The sequence below is a fragment of the Saccharibacillus alkalitolerans genome (assembly GCF_011090185.1).
Classification (GTDB): Bacteria; Bacillota; Bacilli; order Paenibacillales; family Paenibacillaceae; genus Saccharibacillus; species Saccharibacillus alkalitolerans.
Genome location: NZ_JAAFGS010000017.1, coordinates 1 through 21,382 on the forward strand (window position 1 = coordinate 1; position 21,382 = coordinate 21,382).

General features: G+C 55.7%; 19 protein-coding genes, 1 tRNA gene, 1 pseudogene and 1 riboswitch. Of the genes and pseudogenes, 15 read left to right on the forward strand and 6 right to left on the reverse strand.

The features are described 5' to 3' along the window. Positions 1-291: 291 nt before the first annotated feature. The 8 genes from guaB (at position 292) to GYN08_RS23220 (ending at position 9,017) form a co-directional block, all read left to right on the forward strand. A complete protein-coding gene (gene guaB, locus GYN08_RS23185) occupies positions 292-1,749 on the forward strand; it encodes an IMP dehydrogenase (RefSeq protein WP_166280105.1) in 1,458 nt (485 codons plus the stop codon). Between the two features lie 226 nt (positions 1,750-1,975). Continuing rightward, the gene (locus tag GYN08_RS23190) at positions 1,976-3,391 is read left to right on the forward strand and encodes a D-alanyl-D-alanine carboxypeptidase family protein (RefSeq protein WP_166280180.1); all 1,416 of its coding nucleotides are present in this window, start codon (positions 1,976-1,978) and stop codon (positions 3,389-3,391) included. 95 nt (positions 3,392-3,486) lie between these two features. Beyond that, a complete protein-coding gene (gene pdxS, locus GYN08_RS23195) occupies positions 3,487-4,368 on the forward strand; it encodes a pyridoxal 5'-phosphate synthase lyase subunit PdxS (protein WP_166280108.1) in 882 nt (293 codons plus the stop codon). 6 nt (positions 4,369-4,374) lie between these two features. Further along, positions 4,375-4,980, forward strand: a complete 606-nt coding sequence (pdxT, locus tag GYN08_RS23200) for a pyridoxal 5'-phosphate synthase glutaminase subunit PdxT (protein ID WP_166280111.1) — start codon at positions 4,375-4,377, stop codon at positions 4,978-4,980. Positions 4,981-4,987: 7 nt separating this feature from the next. Next, positions 4,988-6,271: a serine--tRNA ligase gene (serS, locus tag GYN08_RS23205; RefSeq protein WP_166280114.1), complete on the forward strand. Its 1,284-nt coding sequence runs from the start codon at positions 4,988-4,990 to the stop codon at positions 6,269-6,271. 141 nt (positions 6,272-6,412) lie between these two features. Further along, positions 6,413-6,501, forward strand: a tRNA-Ser gene (locus GYN08_RS23210). A 263-nt stretch (positions 6,502-6,764) separates the two neighbouring features. Beyond that, complete coding sequence (locus GYN08_RS23215) at positions 6,765-7,673, forward strand: YitT family protein (protein ID WP_206023903.1); 909 nt, start codon at positions 6,765-6,767, stop codon at positions 7,671-7,673. 249 nt (positions 7,674-7,922) lie between these two features. Continuing rightward, a complete protein-coding gene (locus GYN08_RS23220; protein ID WP_166280117.1) occupies positions 7,923-9,017 on the forward strand; it encodes a hypothetical protein in 1,095 nt (364 codons plus the stop codon). 214 nt (positions 9,018-9,231) lie between these two features. On the opposite strand, the pseudogene tadA reads toward GYN08_RS23220, so the two are convergent. The 3 genes and pseudogenes from tadA to motA form a co-directional block, all read right to left on the reverse strand. After that, positions 9,232-9,717: pseudogene (gene tadA, locus GYN08_RS23225) on the reverse strand (tRNA adenosine(34) deaminase TadA); the annotation flags it as partial. A 208-nt stretch (positions 9,718-9,925) separates the two neighbouring features. Beyond that, the gene (locus tag GYN08_RS23230; RefSeq protein WP_166280123.1) at positions 9,926-10,756 is read right to left on the reverse strand and encodes a flagellar motor protein MotB; all 831 of its coding nucleotides are present in this window, start codon (positions 10,754-10,756) and stop codon (positions 9,926-9,928) included. Continuing rightward, positions 10,740-11,540 (reverse strand): flagellar motor stator protein MotA, encoded by an 801-nt coding sequence (motA, locus tag GYN08_RS23235; RefSeq protein WP_166280126.1) that lies wholly within the window; start codon positions 11,538-11,540, stop codon positions 10,740-10,742. The genes GYN08_RS23230 and motA overlap by 17 nt, the downstream gene beginning before the upstream one ends. A 295-nt stretch (positions 11,541-11,835) precedes the next feature. On the opposite strand from motA, the gene GYN08_RS23240 reads away from it, so the two are divergent. Together GYN08_RS23240 and rbsK are read left to right on the forward strand one after the other, a co-directional pair. Then, complete coding sequence (locus GYN08_RS23240) at positions 11,836-12,129, forward strand: hypothetical protein (protein WP_166280129.1); 294 nt, start codon at positions 11,836-11,838, stop codon at positions 12,127-12,129. A gap of 19 nt (positions 12,130-12,148) precedes the next feature. Then, positions 12,149-13,126 carry a ribokinase gene (gene rbsK, locus GYN08_RS23245; protein ID WP_166280132.1) on the forward strand — a complete coding sequence of 326 codons (978 nt, stop codon included), beginning with the start codon at positions 12,149-12,151 and terminating at the stop codon, positions 13,124-13,126. On the opposite strand, the gene GYN08_RS23250 is transcribed toward rbsK, so the two are convergent. Further along, a complete protein-coding gene (locus GYN08_RS23250) occupies positions 13,108-13,593 on the reverse strand; it encodes a GNAT family N-acetyltransferase (RefSeq protein WP_166280135.1) in 486 nt (161 codons plus the stop codon). The two genes, rbsK and GYN08_RS23250, sit on opposite strands and share 19 nt — an antisense overlap. A 276-nt stretch (positions 13,594-13,869) precedes the next feature. Continuing rightward, entirely contained in the window at positions 13,870-14,340 is a 471-nt protein-coding gene (locus GYN08_RS23255) for a C40 family peptidase (protein ID WP_166280138.1), read from the reverse strand. Between the two features lie 6 nt (positions 14,341-14,346). After that, positions 14,347-14,485: riboswitch (cyclic di-AMP (ydaO/yuaA leader) on the reverse strand. A 450-nt stretch (positions 14,486-14,935) separates the two neighbouring features. Here GYN08_RS23255 and GYN08_RS23260 point away from each other — a divergent pair. Further along, complete coding sequence (locus tag GYN08_RS23260; RefSeq protein WP_166280141.1) at positions 14,936-15,448, forward strand: YwhD family protein; 513 nt, start codon at positions 14,936-14,938, stop codon at positions 15,446-15,448. A gap of 135 nt (positions 15,449-15,583) precedes the next feature. On the opposite strand, the gene GYN08_RS23265 is transcribed toward GYN08_RS23260, so the two are convergent. Further along, on the reverse strand, positions 15,584-16,279 hold the full coding sequence (locus tag GYN08_RS23265; protein ID WP_166280144.1) for a DNA-3-methyladenine glycosylase: 696 nt from the start codon (positions 16,277-16,279) through the stop codon (positions 15,584-15,586). A 163-nt stretch (positions 16,280-16,442) separates the two neighbouring features. Between GYN08_RS23265 and GYN08_RS23270 the strand changes: the two genes are divergently transcribed. From GYN08_RS23270 to GYN08_RS23285, 4 genes are all read left to right on the forward strand, one after another. Continuing rightward, positions 16,443-16,877, forward strand: coding sequence for a DUF1934 domain-containing protein (locus tag GYN08_RS23270; RefSeq protein WP_166280186.1), 435 nt, complete (start codon positions 16,443-16,445; stop codon positions 16,875-16,877). Beyond that, positions 16,867-18,546, forward strand: coding sequence for an arginine--tRNA ligase (gene argS / locus GYN08_RS23275; RefSeq protein WP_166280147.1), 1,680 nt, complete (start codon positions 16,867-16,869; stop codon positions 18,544-18,546). The genes GYN08_RS23270 and argS overlap by 11 nt, the downstream gene beginning before the upstream one ends. A gap of 270 nt (positions 18,547-18,816) precedes the next feature. Continuing rightward, positions 18,817-19,338 carry a DNA-directed RNA polymerase subunit delta gene (gene rpoE, locus GYN08_RS23280; RefSeq protein ID WP_235946457.1) on the forward strand — a complete coding sequence of 174 codons (522 nt, stop codon included), beginning with the start codon at positions 18,817-18,819 and terminating at the stop codon, positions 19,336-19,338. Positions 19,339-19,632: 294 nt separating this feature from the next. After that, positions 19,633-21,234: a CTP synthase gene (locus GYN08_RS23285; RefSeq protein ID WP_166280153.1), complete on the forward strand. Its 1,602-nt coding sequence runs from the start codon at positions 19,633-19,635 to the stop codon at positions 21,232-21,234. Positions 21,235-21,382 lie beyond the last annotated feature (148 nt).

Here is a 21,382-nt window from a genome sequence, read left to right on the forward strand (position 1 = left end):
GTTGTAGATTTAATTGTTTCAATCTTTTTTCGCAGGCTTCGCGTGCTCTTCCTTTCTTCTGCCCATGGCGAGAAAGGCATGGTTGCTTGCCAGGATGTGTCCATCTAAGGAGGACAAATTTCCAGCAAGCTAGAACGTCTGTAAATCTTGCCGCGACTCACTTTCTTTCACCTTGACAGCCCATACCCCCTTTGCTAAGATTGCAATAATATATTTTCAGAAAAGCCCTTTCAGCTTTCCATATAAGGAAAAACGGCGGTTAGGACGAGAGAAAAAAGGAGGCAAAAACGGGTGTGGAATAGCAAGTTTGACAAAGAGGGTCTAACGTTCGATGATGTACTGCTCGTTCCAAGAAAGTCGGACGTGCTGCCGAAGGAAGTCAGCGTGTCCACGAAATTAAGCGAAAATGTGAAACTGAACATTCCGTTGATCAGCGCAGGCATGGATACGGTAACCGAAGCGGTACTGGCAATCGCGATCGCGCGCGAGGGCGGTATCGGAGTCATCCATAAAAATATGCCGATCGAGAAGCAGGCGGACGAAGTCAACCGCGTTAAGCGTTCCGAAAACGGCGTCATTACCAATCCGTTCTTTTTGAGTCCGGATCATCTTGTCTCCGATGCAGAGGCCGTTATGGGCAAGTATCGGATCTCAGGCGTGCCTATCGTCGATAAAGACGAGAAACTGGTCGGTATTTTGACTAACCGCGATCTGCGATTCATTCACGACTACAGCATCGCCATCAAGGAAGTCATGACCCAGGAACATCTGGTCACCGCTCCGGTCGGAACCACGCTGAGAGAAGCCGAAGGCATTCTGCAGCAGCACAAGATCGAGAAGCTGCCGTTGGTCGACGAGAACAACGTGCTCAAAGGCCTTATTACCATTAAAGATATCGAAAAAGCGATCCAGTTCCCGAATGCGGCAAAAGACGCGCAGGGCCGCCTGCTGGTCGGCGCGGCGGTCGGCGTATCGAGCGATGCGGTCGAACGGGTCGATGCGCTCGTAGCAGCCGGTGTCGACATGATCGTCGTCGATTCCGCGCACGGACATCATATCAACATTCTCGACGCCGTTCGCAGCTTGCGCAGCCGGCATCCGGAGCTGACGATCGTCGCAGGCAACGTGGCGACCGGGGAAGCGACCCGCGATCTGATCGAAGCCGGCGCTTCGGTCGTTAAAGTCGGTATCGGTCCGGGCTCCATCTGTACGACTCGCGTCATCGCTGGCATCGGCGTACCGCAGGTTACCGCCATCTACGACTGCGCGTCGGTCGCCCGCGAATACGGTGTTCCGATCATCGCCGACGGCGGCATCAAGTACTCCGGCGAAATCACCAAAGCCATCGCGGCCGGCGCCCACGCCGTCATGCTGGGCAGCATGTTCGCCGGTACGGAAGAAAGCCCGGGCGAGTCGGAGATTTATCAAGGACGCCGATTCAAGGTATATCGCGGTATGGGCTCCATCGCGGCCATGAAGCAGGGCAGCAAAGACCGTTACTTCCAGGACGACGACAAAAAGCTGGTGCCGGAAGGCATCGAAGGCCGTGTCGCTTACAAAGGCGCTTTGTCCGACACCATCAATCAACTCGTCGGCGGCCTGCGCTCCGGCATGGGGTATTGCGGAGCTAAAGACCTCGACGTGCTGCGAAACGATACCCAATTCGTCCGCATCACCGGCGCGGGCCTGCGTGAAAGCCACCCGCACGACGTCCAAATTACCAAAGAAGCCCCGAACTATTCCGTTTAATTTTTTATCATAACGAACGCGGCGCGCGGATTTTCTCCGCACGCCGCTTTTTTTCTTTTGATGAGCCTTATAAGCCGAAACGAATTCCTCCCGGCGCCGCCCAGTCCTTTGCCGCGAATAGGATTTTAAGCCGCATGGCAGGAAGACACGCCGCATATCCCTGTGTTAGACTAGAGGGGAATGACAAGAAACTTAGCTCGAGGGGAGTATCCATCCATTGAAACGCATGCCTTCTACTTATAAAAGCAAAATCGAAAAGAATCGGATCAGTCCGCCCAAATTTTTGAAAAGAAGCGCGGCTTCCGTTCTGCTTATCCATATGCTTTGCCTGTCCGTTGTCCCGGCTAATCTGGCCGGCGCTGCCGCCGACACGACCCAGACGCAGACGAAGACCGAATCCAAGGCGGCCGCTCCGGCAGCCGCCAAAGCCATTCCGACCGTTGAAAGCCTCAATCTCGCCGTCAAGTCGGCGGTGCTGCTCGAGCCGACCACCGGCGAAGTCATACTGTCCTTGAACGCCGATACGGCTCTGCCGCCGGCCAGCATGACCAAGATGATGACCGAGTACATTGTGGCCGAACAGGTCAAGCAGGGCAAAATGAGCTGGGATGACATCGTGACCGTCGGCAAGAACGCGGCCGCGCAGGTCGGTTCCCGCGTTTTCCTCGCCGAAGGCGACCAGCACAGCGTCAAAGACCTTTATATCGCCATGGCTATCGGTTCCGCGAACGACGCGACGGTGGCGTTGGCCGAAACGGTCGCGCCGACGGAGCAGGAGTTCGTCAAACTGATGAACAGCGAAGCCAAGCGCATGGGCATGAAGACGGCGCACTTTGCCAACTCGACAGGTCTGGATATTGCCGATATGCCGGCCGATTCCCGCCCTTCGGACGGAAAAGAGACGGTCATGTCCGCGATGGACGCGGCCATTCTGGCCAAATACATCGTAACGGATCACCCGGACTTTAACGAATTCACGACGCTCCAATCGTACCAGTTCCGCGAAGGAGCAGGCGGAAGAATCGAGAATCTCGACTGGATGCTGGAAGCCAACGCATCGGTACCGAACTTCAAAGCCTATGCCTATGAAGGGCTCGACGGCTTGAAGACGGGTCATACGAACGCGGCGGGCAACAACTTCACGGGAACGGCCGTACGCGACGGCATGCGCTTGATCAGCGTCGTGATGGGAACGGATGTCAACAACCAGGGATCCCGCTTCGTCGAGACGCGCAAAGTGCTGGATTACGGCTTCAACAACTTCGAGATCAAGGAAATGGTCGCGGCCAACAAGGCGATCGAAGGGGAAGAGCCGGTGGCCGTGTCCAAAGGCAAGGAAGAGTCGGTGTCTTACGAGACAGCCGGGGCGCTCAGCTTTGTCGTGCCTAAAGGTGCGGACGCCAGCGGTCTGAAAGTACAGACCAGCGTCGAGTCGGGACTGGAAGCGCCGGTTGCCAAAGGAGATAAAGTCGGCACTGCGACATACACTTACCAGGCGGCAGGCATGGCGGAACCGCAGACCAAGACGGTCGATCTTGTCGCGTCCGCAGACGTGGAAAAAGCCGGCTGGTTCAAGCAGCTGCTGCGAGCGATCGGCGGATTCTTCTCGGATCTGTTCGAAGGCATCAAGAACCTGTTCTAAATCGCCGGAAATCGATTGTACCGCTCCTGCCGCTGCTGTAAAATCTACCCTTAGAATATCCGTACAACTGCGGACACCAACGGGGGGTTATGAATATGGAAGCAGGAACATCGCGCGTTAAAAGAGGCATGGCAGAGATGCAAAAAGGCGGCGTCATCATGGACGTCATGAACGCCGAGCAGGCGAAAATCGCCGAAGCGGCGGGAGCGACGGCCGTTATGGCGTTGGAGCGCGTTCCGTCCGATATTCGGGCGGCAGGCGGCGTAGCCCGGATGGCCGATCCGACGATCGTCGAGGAAGTCATGAAGGTCGTTTCCATTCCGGTCATGGCCAAAGCCCGTATCGGTCACTATGTAGAAGCCAAAGTATTGGAATCGCTCGGCGTCGACTACATCGACGAGAGCGAAGTGCTGACGCCTGCGGACGAAGTATTCCATATCGACAAGCACGAATTCACGATTCCGTTCGTCTGCGGCGCGAAAGACCTGGGCGAAGCGCTGCGCCGAATCGGCGAAGGCGCGTCGATGCTGCGGACCAAGGGCGAGCCTGGGACCGGCAACATTGTCGAAGCGGTTCGGCATATGCGCTTGATTAACGGGCAGATTCGCAAGGTTCGCAACCTGTCGAAAGACGAGCTGTATGCCGAAGCGAAAAACCTGGGCGTTTCCTACGAGATCCTGCTGAACATCCACGAGACGGGCAAGCTTCCGGTCGTCAATTTTGCAGCGGGCGGCGTGGCGACCCCTGCGGACGCGGCATTGATGATGCATCTGGGCGCGGACGGCGTATTCGTAGGCTCCGGCATTTTCAAATCGGATAATCCGGAGAAGTTTGCGCGTGCCATCGTCGAAGCGACGACTCATTACGAGGATTACCGCCTGATCGCGGAAGTGTCGAAAGACCTCGGAACGCCGATGAAAGGCATCGACATCAAGCAGCTGCATCCTTCGGAGCGCATGCAGGACCGCGGCTGGTAATCGCATATGACGGAGAATAAACTCAAAATCGGCGTCCTGGCTCTCCAGGGCGCCGTTTCGGAACATATCCGCAGTCTGGAACAAGCGGGCGCGGAAAGCTTTGCCGTGAAAAAAACGGAACAGCTGGACGAGCTCGACGGCCTGGTCATTCCGGGAGGAGAGAGCACGACGATCGGCAGGCTGATGCGCCAATACGGCTTTATCGAGCGTATCCGCGAGTTTTCGGAAGCGGGCAGACCGATCTTCGGCACCTGCGCCGGGCTGATCGTGCTCGCCAAAGATATTGAGGGGCAGGAAGAGCCGCATCTCGGCTTGATGGACATGAAGGTGGCCCGCAACGCGTTCGGACGCCAGCGGGAAAGCTTCGAGACCGATCTTCCGGTCAAGGGAATCGAGGAGCCGATCCGGGCCGTTTTTATCCGGGCGCCATTAATTCGCGAAATCGGTGCAGACGTCGAAGTGCTGGCGGTTTATAATGGAGAAATGGTAACGGCGCGCGAAGGGCATCTTCTCGTGTCGTCATTTCATCCGGAATTGACCGACGACTACCGGCTGCATGAATATTTTACGCATATGGTGCGTCAGTCCAAGACCGGAGAATCGAAAGGATGAAGCTCCCGTGTTGGATGTGAAAATACTGAGAAACGACTACGATCGGGTTAAGCAGGCGCTCGCGAACCGCGGCAAATCCGAAGACCTGATCGCCGACTTCCCGCGTCTCGACGGCGCACGCCGCGAGAAGCTGCAGGAAGTGGAAACGCTGAAAAATCGCCGGAACACGGTTTCGGCCGAAGTGGCCAAACTGAAAAAGAACCGCGAGAACGCCGACGACCTGATTGCCGAAATGCGCGAGGTGTCCGACCGCATCAAGCAGCTGGACGAAGAAGTCCGCGGATTGGAGACGGAAATCGACGCCGTTACGATGGCGATCCCGAATATTCCGAACGCGGAAGTGCCAATCGGCGCGTCCGAAGACGACAACGTGGAAATCCGCCGCGTCGGCGAGCCTCGTCAGTTCGATTTTACGCCGAAAGCCCACTGGGAAACGGCGCAGAATCTGGGGATCCTCGACTTTGAAGCAGCTGCGAAGGTAACAGGCTCGCGCTTCACGTTCTATAAAGGACTGGGAGCTCGCCTGGAACGCGCGCTGATCAACTTTATGATGGATCTGCACAGCGAGGAGCACGGCTATGAGGAGATGCTGCCTCCGTACATCGTCAATCAGGACAGCCTGTACGGAACCGGCCAGCTGCCGAAGTTCGAGGAAGACCTGTTCAAGCTGAAGGATACGGAGTATTACCTGATCCCGACAGCCGAAGTGCCGGTTACGAACTATCACCGCGACGAGATTCTCGAAGCGGAGGACCTGCCGAAAAAATACATCGCCTACAGCGCCTGCTTCCGTTCCGAAGCCGGTTCGGCGGGACGCGACACGCGCGGCTTGATCCGTCAGCACCAGTTCAACAAGGTGGAAATGATCAAGATCGTGCATCCCGATCAGTCTTACGACGAATTGGAGCAGATGACGGCCAACGCGGAACGCGTGCTGCAGCTGCTCGGCCTGCCGTACCGCGTTATCGTGCTCTGCACCGCGGACATGGGCTTCACGGCAGCCAAGACGTACGACCTTGAAGTCTGGCTGCCCGAAAGCGGCATGTACCGCGAGATTTCGTCGTGCTCGAACGTCGAAGACTTCCAGGCGCGCCGTGCGGGCATCCGCTTCCGCCGCGAGCCGAAAGGCAAGCCGGAATTCGTGCATACGCTGAACGGCTCGGGTCTTGCGGTAGGCCGTACCGTGGCCGCCATCCTGGAGAATTACCAGCAGGAAGACGGAAGCGTCGTTATTCCCGAAGTGCTTCAGCCGTACATGCGCGGCGTAAAGGTAATCGCGCCTCAGGCTTAAGAGCGAGCCTGCGCCGCGAGGCCCGGCTCCGAAGGCTCGGATGCCCAAGGAACGGGCCTTCCCGCCTTGCGCCTACCGAGAGAATAAGGTAGAATGATAGGTGTTGCGCCGCGATTATGGCCAGCACCTATTGTTGGTTAGGGAGAGGTACCGAAGCGGTCATAACGGGGCGGTCTTGAAAACCGTTAGGGGGCAACTCCACATGGGTTCGAATCCCATCCTCTCCGCCAGTTTAATAATTTCCTTGCCGCATCGGGATTTGCGGCAAGTCTGACTGAAACGCATTTTACCGTTCAATAGCCGTAAGATGCGTTTTTGATATGTCCGCAATCCCATTAAAGCCCTGTTTTAAAATGAATACAGGCGAGACAAGAGTTCAAAACGTATGGCATAATTAAAATATGCGTAATTGTATGCGGCGGTATATCGTTCGTCCGATCGTATAGAGGCAGCAACCAAGGAAAACTATTTTTATACGGGAGGAACGTGAATCATGAGCGAGACTGTAGTTCCACCTTCGGCGCCCAAGCCTTCGGTACCGCGTGCACATGGAAAACGGACTCCCAAGCAGATTTTGATCCGGACTTTTTTTATCGTTCTGGGTGCGATCATCGTAGCCGTGGCGTTGGAATTGTTCCTTGTCCCCAATCGGATTACCGACGGCGGCATTACCGGCATTTCCGTCATGGCTTCCTATCTAAGCGGCTGGAAACTCGGCATCTTTCTGTTTATTTTGAACCTTCCGTTCCTGATTGTCGGATATAAGCAAATCGGAAAAACGTTCGCCTTATCCACGCTGCTCGGAATTACCGTCTTATCTATCGGAACCGTGCTGCTTCATCCGGTCGAAGCATTCGTCACCGACACGCTGCTTGCCTTCGTGTTCGGCGGTATGTTTCTCGGAGTGGGCACCGGTCTTGTCATTCGCAACGGCGGTTCTCTCGACGGAACGGAGATTATCGCGATTCTGGTTTCCCGCAAAACTCCGTTTTCGGTCGGCGAGATCGTGATGTTCGTCAATCTCTTCATTCTTTCGGGCGCAGGTTTCGTATTCGGCTGGGATCGCGCGCTGTTCTCGATTCTCGCTTATTACATTGCCTACAAAATGATCGACGTAACCATCGAAGGAATGAACGAATCGAAATCGGTCTGGATCATCAGCGACCGCATCGACGACATCGGCAACGCCATCCTGGACCGTCTCGGCCGCGGCGTGACCTACCTGGCCGGCGAAGGCGGATTTTCCGGCGATCCGAAGAAAGTCATTTTTTGCGTAATTACGCGCTTGGAAGAAGCCAAGCTGAAAGAAATCGTAAATCAATTCGACGATAAAGCTTTTCTCGCCATCGGCAATATCCACGACGTGAAAGGCGGACGCTTCAAGAAAAAAGATATCCACTAAAATTTTGAATGTGAATAATAGGGTATTTTTGCAGGACTTAAGGGGATAAGTAGTTCTTGGGTCCTGTGTTTTTTGTAAGGCTTAATGTCCGATTTTAGAATTTTGAAACTTTTTAAAAACAGTTGACGTATACTTAGACATGTCCGTCGCACCTGGCTGCATTTGAAGTTTGGATGAAGGGTTTGCAGGGGTAAGAGGGTAATAAGGCGTTTAAAAAACACATACAGACTTGAAGGGGAGAACACTCACATGAAAAAGAAGGTTTTCGGAAGCTTGAGCGCCGTCGTTATGGCCGGTACGCTCGTACTGTCTGGCTGCGGGAATAACAGCAACTCGGCAGCGGCCGTAAAGGAAGCATCGCCGAAGGAACTGCTGAAACAATCGGTAGCCAGCACAATGGCTGCAACGTCGTATCAAATGGACAGCAACTTCACGCTGAATGAGCTGACGGTCAAAATGCCTGCAAGCAGTGCGGATTCCGCAAGCGTCGATCAAGTCGTCAGCATGCTGAAAGGCGCGGAATTCAACGTGAACGCCATCTACCAGGGCGATCCGATGCAGATGGAAATGATGATGGAAGTTAAGCTGAAAGGCGACATGGAAATGACGATCAAACTGCCGATTGTCATGACGAAAGAAAAAATGTACATGAAGATCCCGAACATTGCGATTCTGCCGCTGCCGCAGAACCTGGTCGGCAAGTTCATCGAATTTGATCTGAAAGAACTGGCTGCGGAGCAGGGCACGGAATTCAACGAAGCCATGCTCGATCCGAAAAAATCGCAGAAACTCAGCGCGGACCTCAGCGGAGCCGTACTGGACAGCTTCGACGAAGGCAAGTACTTCAAAAAGGTGGCTGTCGGCGAAGCCGGACTGCCTGAAGGCGTAAAAGCCGAAGACGTCGTTCGCTTTGAAGTAACGAACGACAACGTCAAAGACGCGATCACGACTCTGGTGAACGTGGCTCTGCCTAAAGCGATCGAAACGCTCGACACGCCGGAATATCGCGAAATGCTGGGTCTGACCGAACAGGACCTGAAGGATGCCAAGAGCGAACTGAGCACGACGGACAACGAAGAAATGAGCAAAGATCTGGACGAGCTGAAAAACTACCTGACGGTCAATACGTTCCAAATCGATTCGGCGCTGAATGCCGACAAATTCCCGATTCATCAGAAGATGACGGTAGACGTCGACTTCAAAGATCCGGAATCCGATTCTTCGGGTAAAGTATCCCTGACCGGTTCGTCGACTTACAGCAAAGTCAACGAAAAGCAGACGTTCGAAATCGGGATTCCTACCGATACGATCACGTTGGACGAGCTGGAGAACATGAACTACTAAGATCCGACCCCCGCAGTCCTAACCAAACTGCGAAAGTCGAAAAGGCGGCCCATAAGGGCCGCCTTTTTGTTCTACTCGTTTGTTCGGAAGGGGAAGATAAAGAACCGAACCGCGGCAGTCATTTCGGCAGAGAACTGCCGAGACCGGAAGGCGAAAAAGGATCTTCCGGCACCTGCACCGAGGTTTCCGCGGCGGATTCGTTTTCCTTGGACAGCATTTTGCGCTCTTTCAGTCGCTGACGAAGTCCACGGAAGAAGTCGGACAGCAGGTTGGCGCATTCTTCCTGCATCACGCCTTCGATCAGTTCCGTCCGATGGTTGAAGCGCGGCTCCTGGAGTAAATTCATCAAGGTTCCCGCGCAGCCGGCTTTGGGATCGGGCGTGCCGTAGACGACCAGCGGTACGCGCCCCTGCACAATGGCTCCGGCACACATGGGGCAGGGTTCGAGCGTGACGTACAGCGTGCAGCCGAGCAGCCTCCAGGCACCCAGGCGTTCGCTGGCTTCCCGAATGGCGATCATTTCCGCATGCGCGGTAGCATCATGCGTCGTCTCGCGAAGATTATAGCCTCGCCCGATAATTTCACCGTCTTTTACGATAACGGCGCCGATCGGTACTTCCCCGATCGCTTGGGCTTTAAGAGCTTCTTCTATAGCCAGGCTCATCCAATATTCATGATTTTTATCGAGTGGAACTTCCAAAACAATAAGGCTCCTTTCTTTGCGTCACAAAGGGATATCCATCGAACAAGCATTCTGTTGTTAACATCGTGTGTACAAGGTTGTGGATAAATAAGGACTAATCCACAGTGTTATGCACATATTCTACATGAGGATTGTGGATTTGTGAATCGCCTGTGGATAAATAAAGCCCCTTTCCGAGGAAAGAGGCTGAGACAAGATTTTGTTTTTAAGGCGAAGAAGTATTTACGGTACTGATCGTATTGGCCGAATCCTGATAGTTCCGAATGATCGAGACTTCTACCCGCCGATTCTGCGCGCGGCCGGCGGCCGTTGCGTTGGAAGCGACCGGATGGTACTCGCCCGCCGCAATCGAAGTGAAACGCACCGGATCGAGATTCGGATTTTTCAACAGAACCTGCATAAAGTTGTTGGCGCGGGAAGAGCTCAGATCCCAGTTGGATTTGAAGTCGCTGTTGAAGATCGGAACGTTATCGGTATGACCGATAACTTGAATGTTATAACCGGGGAAGTTCTTCAGAATGTTGGCAATGGCCGAGGCCAGAGTCCGCGAACTCGGCTTGACCGTCGCTTCGCCCGAAGCGAACAGCGCTTTGTCGCTGATCGTGATCTGCAGCTGCGATTGGTTCAGGTTCGTATCGAGCTGGCTGCTCAAGCCGTTCTTGGCAATGTAGCTGTCCAGCTGTTTCTTTAACTTTGTCAAGTCCGCCTGTTCCTTCTGCTTCAGCTTGGCCAGTGTTTCGTCGGCTGTATCTTTCTTGTTGACCGCCGCCTGCTTGGCCATCTCCTCGACGGATTTCGTGCCGTCCTGCGTGTTATTGTCCTGCGTTGACGAAGTATGGTCCATGATGCTTTTTCCGCCGTGGAATACGGAGTCGAATGCTTCTGCCATCGCCTCGAATTTGCTGACGTTAGCCGAGCTCATGGCATAAAGCACGATGAACAAGGCGAGCAGAAGCGTCATCAAGTCGGAATAGGGAAGCAGCCAGCTTTCGTCGGCGTGTTCTTCGTGGTGTTCCGGTCTAGCTTTCTTGGCCACCCGAACCGCCTCCCTTTTCCTCTAATTTTTTACGTTCCGTAGGCGTCAGGAACACGGCCAGTTTTTGATTGATCGCGATAGTGGATACGCCCGATTGAATGGACAGCAGGCCTTCCACCATCATCATGCGAATTTCCACTTCTTTTTTGGAGACGCGCTTCAGCTTGTTGGAGATCGGGTGGGCAAGCACGTAACCGACGAAGATCCCGAGCAGGGTCGCGATGAATGCCGCCGCGATGGCATGCGCCAGTTTATTCATATCCGACAGTTCGCCGAGCGCGGCGATCAGGCCGACTACCGCACCGAGAACGCCGAGGGTCGGAGCATACATGCCGGCCTGGGAGAAGATCTGCGATCCTACCCGGTGACGTTCTTCCATGGCATGAATGTCTTCAAGCAGTACATCGCTGACAAATTCCTGGTCGTTGCCGTCGATGATCATCCGCATTCCGTTGCGGAGGAAATCATCGTCGATTTCGTCGACCTTGGACTCGAGTGCAAGCAGGCCTTCGCGCCGGGTAATGGATGCCCATTCCATAAACATGCCGACCAATTCGGTCTTATCGATCATTTTCGGCTTGAAGAAGAAAATCTTAAACAGCTTCGGAACGCTTTTCAGGTCGCTCATCGGGAAACCGACGAACACCGTCGATACCGTACCTCCGATGATAATTAGATAAGCTGCCGGGACCATCAAGGCTCCCAACGGGGCGCCTTTTAAAATCATGCCGACAAAGATGGAGATTAATGCAAGAACCAAACCAATAAGAGACGATAATTCCATGTAAGCACCTCATCCATGAGAATATAAACTTTCTTAGCACGTACGGCCATCCCTGGCCTGTGCGAATTGCAGAAACAAACCTGAAACGCTGATGAGACTTTTTGGACGTGCTTGCAAACCGCCGACGTCCATGGAAGGACAAAGCCGGCACGCATTGGAGGATTTGGCTGAAAACCCTTTGCGACTCGATATGTTTTTTATCGACAGGGGGAGCTTTTTTTTTAAGAGATAAATTGCGCTATAATGAAAATAAGGTAGTCGGTTCACAATTACGTACGAAAAAGGAGCAGGCCAAATGGGAGTCAAACACGGAAGAGATTACGGGGAAATTTTGCAGGATTTGACGAAAGCGGTCTCATTGATTCCCGACAGTTACTTGTTCTTCGAGATGGATTCGGAGGACTGGGAACGATTGGGCGCGGAGGATCGCCTGGAAGTGCACGAGGCGCTGGCGGAAGATCTTTTTTACGCGCTGGGTACCCAGCCGTCCATTAACGTCGGCAGCGCGGTCGTGATCCATGATGCAGTGCTGCATCGGATCAATATTTTAATCGGAGAAAAACAGATGACTTTCGTGACGCTGGTCTGAGGAATCGGAGGGACAAATAATGAAGGAACAGCAGTATGCCGGTAACGGGCCGGAAACGTCCGCCGCTCCGAGAATTGTGGTGGTGGGCAGCCTCAACATGGATATCGTCATGGAGAGCGGCCGGGCGCCCGAGGAGGGAGAGACGCTGCTGGGAACGGCCATGCATCTGCTGCCGGGCGGCAAGGGGGCCAATCAAGCCGTCTGTGCGGCCCGGCTCGGCGCCTCGGTAGCGATGATCGGAGCGGTGGGCAGCGACGGCTTCGGCCGGCAGATGACCGAAGCGTTGGAGCGCGAGGGCATCGATACGTCCCGCGTGCTTCGCCGCGCGGAGACGCCGAGCGGAGCGGCGTCGATCTGGCTGGCCGGCGGCGATAACCGGATCGTCGTCTATCCGGGCGCCAACGGAAGCTTGAGCGCGGAAGATATCGCCGCGCCGGAATCGGTCCGCCTGCTGAGAGAGGCGGACGCGGTGTTGATCCAGCTGGAGATTCCGCTGGAAGCCGCCGAGCGGGCCGCGACGATCGCGCGCGAAGCCGGCGCGGTCGTCGTGCTCAATCCCGCACCGGCGGCGGCGCTGCCCGGCGCTCTGCTGCGCAGCGCGAGCGTGCTTACGCCGAACCGCGGCGAACTCGCCGTGCTGGCGGGCGAGTCCGCCGAAGGCGAATCGCGGCTCCGCGAAGCCGCGCAGCACATGGCCGCCGCGAGCGGCGGCGCCGTCGTCACGACGCTCGGCGAAGCCGGAGCGCTCGTGCTTGAACGGCCGGGCCGGGCCCCCGAGACGGTCCCGGCCGTCAAAGCCGGCCCGGTCGTCGATACGACAGGGGCCGGGGACTGCTTCAGCGCCGCGCTCGCGGTGGCGCTGGCGCGCGGAAGCGCGCTGCCTGAGGCCGCGCGCTATGCCGCCTGCGCGGCCGCACTGGCCGTTACGCGCCTGGGCGCGCAGGACGGCATGCCCGCCGAGGCGGACGTGCGCCGGCTTTATTCCGCCGGCGGCTGATACACCATGCAGTAGAACGGCTTCATGCCTGCGGGCGTCATCCGTTCGTACAAGTCGGTAATCGCGAAGCCGGCTTTTTGATAGGCTTTGATCGCGCGCTGGTTCCAGGTCAGCACCTCGAGGTCGATTTCCTGCCCGGGAATGCGGCGCAGCGCTTCTTCCGCCACCGCGCGGACGAAAGCGGAGCCGAGGCCTCGGCCGCATAAATCCGGGCGCATGCCGATGCCCAGCCGTGTCGTGCCGCCCAGCGGAAAGAGCTGGGCGAAGCCGTAACACACGCCGCCTCGATGCACCGTTACGTACTGCCGCGCGCGCAGCTCGGGATCGCCGAATTCGATCCCGAGCTTTTTGACTTCTTCCCAGGGCATCCAGCCGTATATGTCGTACGGCGGTTCATAATTCCAACCGCAAACGGCTTCCGCTTCTTTCTCCGTCATGGGACGAATCTCGAATGGTTCAGCCTGCATCTTGAATTCGCTCCTTCTCGAAAAAATGATCCATAAAAAAATGACCAATAAATAGAAAAAAGCCCGTTTAGCCTCGACTCTGCGGGGTAAATCATTTATACAACGGTGAAACCTTTCATGGCTGCTTGAAACTTTTTCATTTCCCTCTTCGTTTATAGAGTAGGGAAACGGTCGGCGGCATGAAAAAACCGCATCTGATGAGGGCAATCATCAAAATGCGGCCGTTATAATCACTGTAGGATCAGAAATTCGTGAAGTTGTGCAAAGCGTTGGAAATTAATTGCTGGCGAGCGTGTTGTAAGTCGTCGTGCTCATTACGCGAGCCGCGCCCACATAACGTTCGGCATAATAACTCGAGCCCAGGCTATCGTACCGAACTCCGTTCGAAGACGAGGAATGGGCGAATTTGTTGTTCCCTACGTAAATTCCCACATGCGAAATGCCTCTGCCGTTCGTGTTGAAAAATACGAGGTCTCCTGCGCGCAGGTCGCTCTTGTCGACTTTTGTTCCCGCGCTGTATTGAGCGGAAGATTGACGAGGCAGGTCGATGCCGAGTTTGTCGAACACATAGCTCGTGAATCCCGAGCAGTCGAATCCGTTAAGCGAAGTTCCCGCAGTGCGGTAAGGTGTTCCAAGTGCCGTGTCGATTACATTGTCCAATTTGGAGTCTGCATGAGCGTTTCCTGTGGCTGCAACGCTGAACGCGATTGCGAGACCCATTACTGCGGCTGTCAGCTTCTTCTTCAAAGACTTTGTACCCCTTCCATTTGCCTGCGAGGTTAGCTTAAGGATTCGGTTGAGAAGGTCCCCCTATGACTCCTCTGTTGCGAAGTCAATTCACCCATAACTGGTTCCCCCGCTTCCCGGTGCCGGAATTTGGCTCAGATCTTGGTTTGCACCGAAAAAGCTCCAGTTGTATGTCGTTGTTGTCCGTACCGTGCTTTGCGATTCTATGGCTTCAATCAAAGTTTACAAAGTTGTTACTACTCACAAAACACATTGTAGCAAAGGACTTAGCCGTTGGCAAACCTTTATTTAACATTATTTTGGTGCGCGCTTGACGCGGACCTTCCACCAAGATGAGCAAAACCGCGCGGCTGTAGGGTTTTGCGAAAGTTAAAAAAGGTGACGTTCACATAAATTTACGTTTGCTCGGGACTCGTATAACGGTCCGGCAGGCTTCAAACCCGGAGTTTAGCCTAGGCGGCTTCCTGGTTTTTTTGTTTTGCTTTCGTCTTTTTATCGGATAGAATAGAGAAAGCTGAAGAGTTTTATGAAAAAAGGTTAACTTTTTGCAAGAATTTGTATTCATTTTTCGCCGAAAGGGGCGCGGATTTCCGTCATGGAAGAAAAGCAGACAGGCAAAAAACAGCTTGGCCTCAACATTATCAGCAGCAGCCAAAAAAGCAGCAAACATAAGGGCTTCGGTACGGGCGCCATCAATTTGAACAACGTATCTCCGATTATTATAGACGAGGGCGAAGCCAAGATCGACGTCGGCGCGATGCATGCCAAGAGCAAGGTGGAGCGCGGAATCAAGTTCACGGCCAACCGCGAGGACGCGGAAGGCGGACGCCGGGTATGGCTCGTTTGGGTGGCGGTCGACAAGACCGAAGAAGGCGGAAGCTACGCGGGCGCGACGGCCTGCGAAATGTGGATCAACAGCGAGACCAAGCGCGGCTTCAAAATTTTGGCCGATCACGTAAACAAGCTCGATTACGCGATCAAGCGCAGAATTATCCTGAAGGAAATGGACGACGAATCGAAGACGGCGCTGAAGACGCTGCTCACGGCGCATAACGAAGAATGGTGGAGCCGTTCGCCCGAAGAGTTGAAAGAAGCGCTGGGCGGTTAGCGGGACGCGATTTTACCGGGGCGGCCTTCCGGCTGAGCCGGAGTCCGCGGAGCACCGAAGCACTCAAAGAAGAAGCCGCCCCTGCAGGGGCGGCTTCTTTGTTCGGCTGATCATTCTTCGAACGGGGCGCGTTGGCTACAGATAAAAAGGCATAGGCGGGTGCGCTTTGTCGTTGACCGATACGTAGGGATGGTCCTTAATGAAGAACCTCCACGGCTCGGCCGCGTATTCCTCGGCGTAGTCGATGTTGATCCGGGGGCCGCAGACGATATCCAGCGAAGAGACGTCGTCGCCGGCTTCTAGATACAGCGGGCTCGTCGGCACGGTCAGCCGGCAGCCGTTCAGGGACTTGTCGATATCGAGCGCTTTGCACAGCTTGCCCGGGCCTCCCGACAGATCGGAAGTCTTTTTCGATTTGATCTTTCGGAAAAAGCGCATGCGGCGTTCGTCTTCTTCGGTCAGCGGTTCGACGGCGCGGATCAGCACGGCCTGCGGATTGCCCGCTTCGCCCGTCACGACGTTTAAACAATGATACATGCCGTAGATGAGATACACGTAAGCCGGTCCTCCCGGACCGAACATGATTTCCGTGCGCGAAGTACGGCGGCCGCCGTAAGCATGGCTGCCCTTGTCTTCGACGCCTCCGTAGCTCTCCGTCTCGATGATCCGGCTGCGGATTTCGCCGATCTCGGTGCGGCGCACCAGCGTTTGCCCCAGCAGGCGCGGCGAAGCTTCCAGCGCGGTGGACGCAAACAAGGAGGCCGGCAGCGGCTTGAATGGGGAACGGGGGCGGGAAGCATGCGGCGTCGCGGATTGCGGTTCGATTGGCATCGGATATCCTCCTGTTCCGGGTTCGTTTTCTTCGCTTTCCAATATTACTATCATAAACGTCTGCCGCCGCCCGCAAACCGCAAATTGAACTAGGTCAACATACGGGAATATGCTATAGTATCATAGAAGAAATCTTTATCAGAGCGATTGGAGCGAGAGCGTGATGCAAGGCATGAGCCCCGTCCTGATCCGAATCGTCAGCCGGCAGGACGAAGAGACGGTCGAGCAGACGCTCGCCGGACAGCTTTATCGGAAAGGCAAGTCGCTGTATATCCGTTACGAAGAGCCGGGCGCGGACGGAAGCCGGGGGAGCGTACGGACGCTGCTTAAGGTCACGCAGGAAGAATTGAAAGTTATTCGCCACGGCGAGGTGGAATCGGAGCAGTCCTTCCGCAAGGGAAGCAGTCTGTCCGGTTTTTACCGTTCGCCTTACACGCGTTTCGCGCTGATCGCCCACACCCGGGATCTGCGCGTGCGTATGCAGGGAGCATCGGGGGAGATCTACTGGGAGTACGAGCTGGAAATCCACGATGCGATCTCGGGCCATTTCGCCGTCAGCTTAACCATACAGGAGGAAGTCAAACGACATGACGATTAACCCGCTTGAACAGCTTGAAAATACCGTAAAAACGGCGGTCGCCCAGGCGATTGCCAAGTCCGGCCTCGTGGCCGATTCCGACATTCCGGAAGTCGCGCTCGAAGTGCCGAAAGATAAATCCCACGGCGACCTGTCGACCAACGTTGCCATGCAGCTGACCCGGATCGCCAAGAAAAATCCGCGCATGATCGCCGAAGCGATCCTCGAGCACCTGGACCGCGCCGCGGCCGGCATCGAGCGTACGGAAATCGCCGGACCGGGCTTCATCAACTTCACGCTGAACAAAAGCTATCTGTATCCGGTCATCGGCACGGTATATGCGCAGGGCGAAGGATACGGACGGATCGAGGACGGCAAAGGCAAGCGCGTCCAGCTCGAATTCGTCAGCGCCAATCCGACCGGCAGCCTGCACCTTGGCCACGCCCGCGGCGCCGCCGTCGGCGACGCGCTGTGCAACCTGCTCGATTTTGCCGGTTACGGCGTGACTCGGGAGTACTACATCAACGATGCCGGCAACCAGGTCACCAACCTGTGCCTGTCGCTCGAAGCCCGCTATAAGCAGGAATTGGGTCAGGACGCCGAGATGCCGGAAGACGGCTACTACGGCGAAGACATCAAAGGGTTCGCGAAAGAACTCGTCGAGCTCGAAGGCGACCGTCTGCTCTCGATGAGCCAGGGCGAACGGATGGAATACTTGCGCACGTTCGGGCTGGAAAAAGAAATGCAAAAAATCCGCCGGGACCTTGACCGCTTCCGCGTCCACTTCGACGTCTTCTTCAGCGAAACGTCGCTGTACGAGAACGGTCAGGTGCTGGACGCGCTCGACGAGCTGCGCAGCCGCGGCGAAGTGTACGAACAGGACGGCGCGACGTGGCTGAGAACGACCGCTTACGGCGACGACAAGGATCGCGTGCTGATCAAAAACGACGGTACCTACACGTATCTGACGCCGGATATCGCTTATCACCGCGATAAGTACGCGCGCGGCTTCGACAAAGTGATGAACATCTGGGGAGCCGATCACCACGGCTACATTCCGCGGATGAAGGCAGCCATGCAGGGACTCGGCAACGACCCCGACAAGCTTGTCGTGCTGATCGCTCAGATGGTCAGCCTGTTCCAGGGCGGCGAGAAAGTCAAAATGTCCAAGCGCACCGGCAAGGCCGTGACGATGGAAGATCTTATGGACGAAGTCGGCGTCGATCCTATGCGTTATTTCTTCACGATGCGCAGCATGGATTCGCACTTGGACTTCGACATGGACCTTGCCGTTTCGACGTCGAACGAGAATCCGGCTTTCTACGTGCAGTATGCGCATGCGCGCATCTGCAGCATCTTCCGTCAGGCGGAAGAGCAGAACGTCAAGGTACTGCCGCTCGATCAGGTCGATCTGAGCAAGCTGACGGCCGAGCACGAGTACGACCTGCTTCGCAAGCTGGGCGAACTGCCGGAAGAGATTCGCATCGCCGCCGAAGGCTATGCGCCGCATCGTTTGACCCGTTACGTCTACGAAGTCTCCGCGATGCTGCACAGCTACTACAAAGCGGAACGCTTCATTACGGAAGACGCCGCCGTGACGCAGGCGCGCCTGGCGCTGCTGGGCGCGGTTCGCATCGTCATCGCCAACGTTCTGCGTCTGATCGGCGTATCGGCTCCGGAGCGGATGTAAGAACGGGACGTTTCGGCGGATTCGGCCGAGACTTCCCGCGGGAAGAGGCCGCTAGGCGGCCTTTTCGCCGCCTGCGCAGCAAAGGGACGGGTGCCTTTTGCCGGGCGGCGTTAAAAATCGCCGGTGCTTCTTGCATTTTAAGCGCGAATGCGTTTTACTTATCTTGACTTTTTTCTTGAACTTTACGAATTGCATTATGCTTTGAGAGGAAGTGTCCATTTGACACCTGCACCGATTGAACTGTCGATCGACAACGAGAAAATCCGCGAAATGCCGATGGTCGATTTGGCTTTCATGATTTTGAAGAAAGTCAACGAGCCTTACTATTATCCGGATCTGATGAAGGAAGTCGCGCGCCAGCGCGGGCTTACCGACGAAGAAGCGGCGAACATGATCGCCCAGCTGTATACGGAGATCAACATCGACGGGCGCTTCGCGTGCGTCGGAACCAACCTCTGGGGCCTGAAGCGTTGGTACCCGATCGAGAAGTCCGAAGACCCGGTCGTGGGCGCCAAGCGTCCGCGCATCATCAACGACGAGGACGACGACGATCTGGACGAGGAAACTTCGTACATCGCCGATGCCGACGAAGAATCGTTCGACGATACGAACGACGAGGACGAGGATGACGATCTGTTCGACGGCGACGAGGACGACGTGGATGAAGACGTCATCGTCGACGACGAAATCGAAGAGGACGAAGAGATCGAAGGCGAAGAGATCGAAGACGAAGATATTATGGAAGAAGAGGAAGAGGAAGAAGAAGAGTTCGACGGCGAGGACGAGAAGTAAGTCCTTCGCTGCGCCTTCTTCGGGTGCTTTTCGCGGGCGGAGAAGCGGGCTGAAAATGCCTGCTTTCCCTGCTTGACAGCCCTCTGGTCAAAAGGTAAACTATTGCTTGGGCTTTTGATTTAGGTACGGAATATATGCAAGAGACGATAAAAAGTGCCCCGTGGACACGGGTGTCACTTTTTTTGTTTTTATAGGGTGTTTTTCCATACGCACAGCCATCCCGATCTGCTTCATCCGATGCGCCGGAACGTTTACAGCTTCAATCACATTGAAAGTACAGGGGGTTTTTACACAGTGACCAAGTATATCTTCGTAACGGGCGGGGTCGTGTCCTCGCTGGGCAAGGGCATCACGGCCGCATCGCTCGGCAGGCTATTGAAAAACAGAGGCCTGAAAGTGACCATCCAGAAATTCGATCCTTACATCAACGTCGACCCGGGAACGATGAGCCCGTATCAGCACGGCGAGGTATTCGTGACCGACGACGGGGCGGAGACGGACCTCGACCTCGGGCACTATGAGCGGTTCATCGATATCAACCTGTCGAAGAACAGCAACGTGACGACGGGTAAAGTGTACTCTTCGGTCATCAGCAAAGAACGCCGCGGCGAATACCTGGGCGGAACGGTTCAGGTTATCCCTCATATCACCAACGAGATCAAGGAACGCATCATGCGTGCCGGACGCGAATCCGGTTCCGACGTCGTCATCACCGAAATCGGTGGTACGGTAGGCGACATCGAGAGTCTTCCGTTCCTGGAATCCATCCGCCAGATGCGCAGCGACGTAGGCCGCGATAACGTGATGTACATCCATGTCACGCTGATTCCTTATATCAAGGCTGCCGGCGAGATCAAAACCAAACCGACGCAGCACAGCGTAAAAGAACTGCGCAGCATCGGCATTCAGCCGAACGTGATCGTATGCCGGACCGAACACGAGCTGTCCGAGGACACCAAAGCCAAGATCGGGCTGTTCTGCGACCTCGACAAGAATGCCGTCGTGGAATGCCGCGACGCTGCGACCCTGTATGAAGTGCCGCTTAATCTGCGCGCCGAAGGCCTGGACGAGATCGTCGTCAATCACCTGAAACTCGACACGTCTCAGCCGGACATGACGGAATGGGAAGCGCTGGTCGACCGGATCGGCAAACTGGAAAAGACGGTCGAAATCGCCATCGTCGGCAAATATGTCGCGCTGCATGACGCTTACCTGAGCGTCGTCGAATCGCTGTCGCATGCCGGCTTCGACGCGAATGCGGACGTCAAAATCCGTTGGGTGGACGCGGAAGAAGTTACCGAAGAGAACGTGGAGGAAATGCTCGGCGGACTCGGCGGCATTCTCGTGCCGGGCGGCTTCGGCGATCGCGGCATCGAAGGCAAGATCACGGCGATCCGTTACGCGCGCGAAAACAACGTGCCGTTCTTCGGGATCTGCCTCGGCATGCAGGTTTCGGTTATCGAGTATGCCCGTGCCCTGGCGAATATGGAAGGCGCGAACAGCTCGGAGATCGATCCGTCCACGCCTTTCCCGGTCATCGATCTGCTGCCGGAGCAGAAGGATATCGAAGACCTCGGCGGTACGATGCGTCTGGGCCTGTATCCGTGCAAGCTGGTGGAAGGTTCGCTCGCGATGCAGTGCTACGACGACGAGCTGGTCTACGAAAGACACCGTCACCGGTACGAGTTCAACAACGCTTACCGCGAGCAGATCGAAGCGGCGGGCCTCGTGATCTCGGGCACTTCGCCGGACGGACGTCTGGTCGAAATCGTCGAGCTGCCGAATCACCCGTGGTTCCTGGCCGTACAGTTCCACCCGGAGTTCACCTCCAGACCGAACCGTCCGCAGCCGCTGTTCCGCGAATTCGTCAAAGCCGCGATTACGTACACGATCTAATGCATGACAGCCTGAAGCCCGGACGAAGTCCGGGCTTCTTTTTGCGTCCGGAGCTTTCCAGGATCGGCAGTCGTCCGATTTGGGCCGCGAAGCTTTCCGATCCTCGCCGTTAATGGGAAATATTCGGCCTTGTTTGCTGGAATTAGCA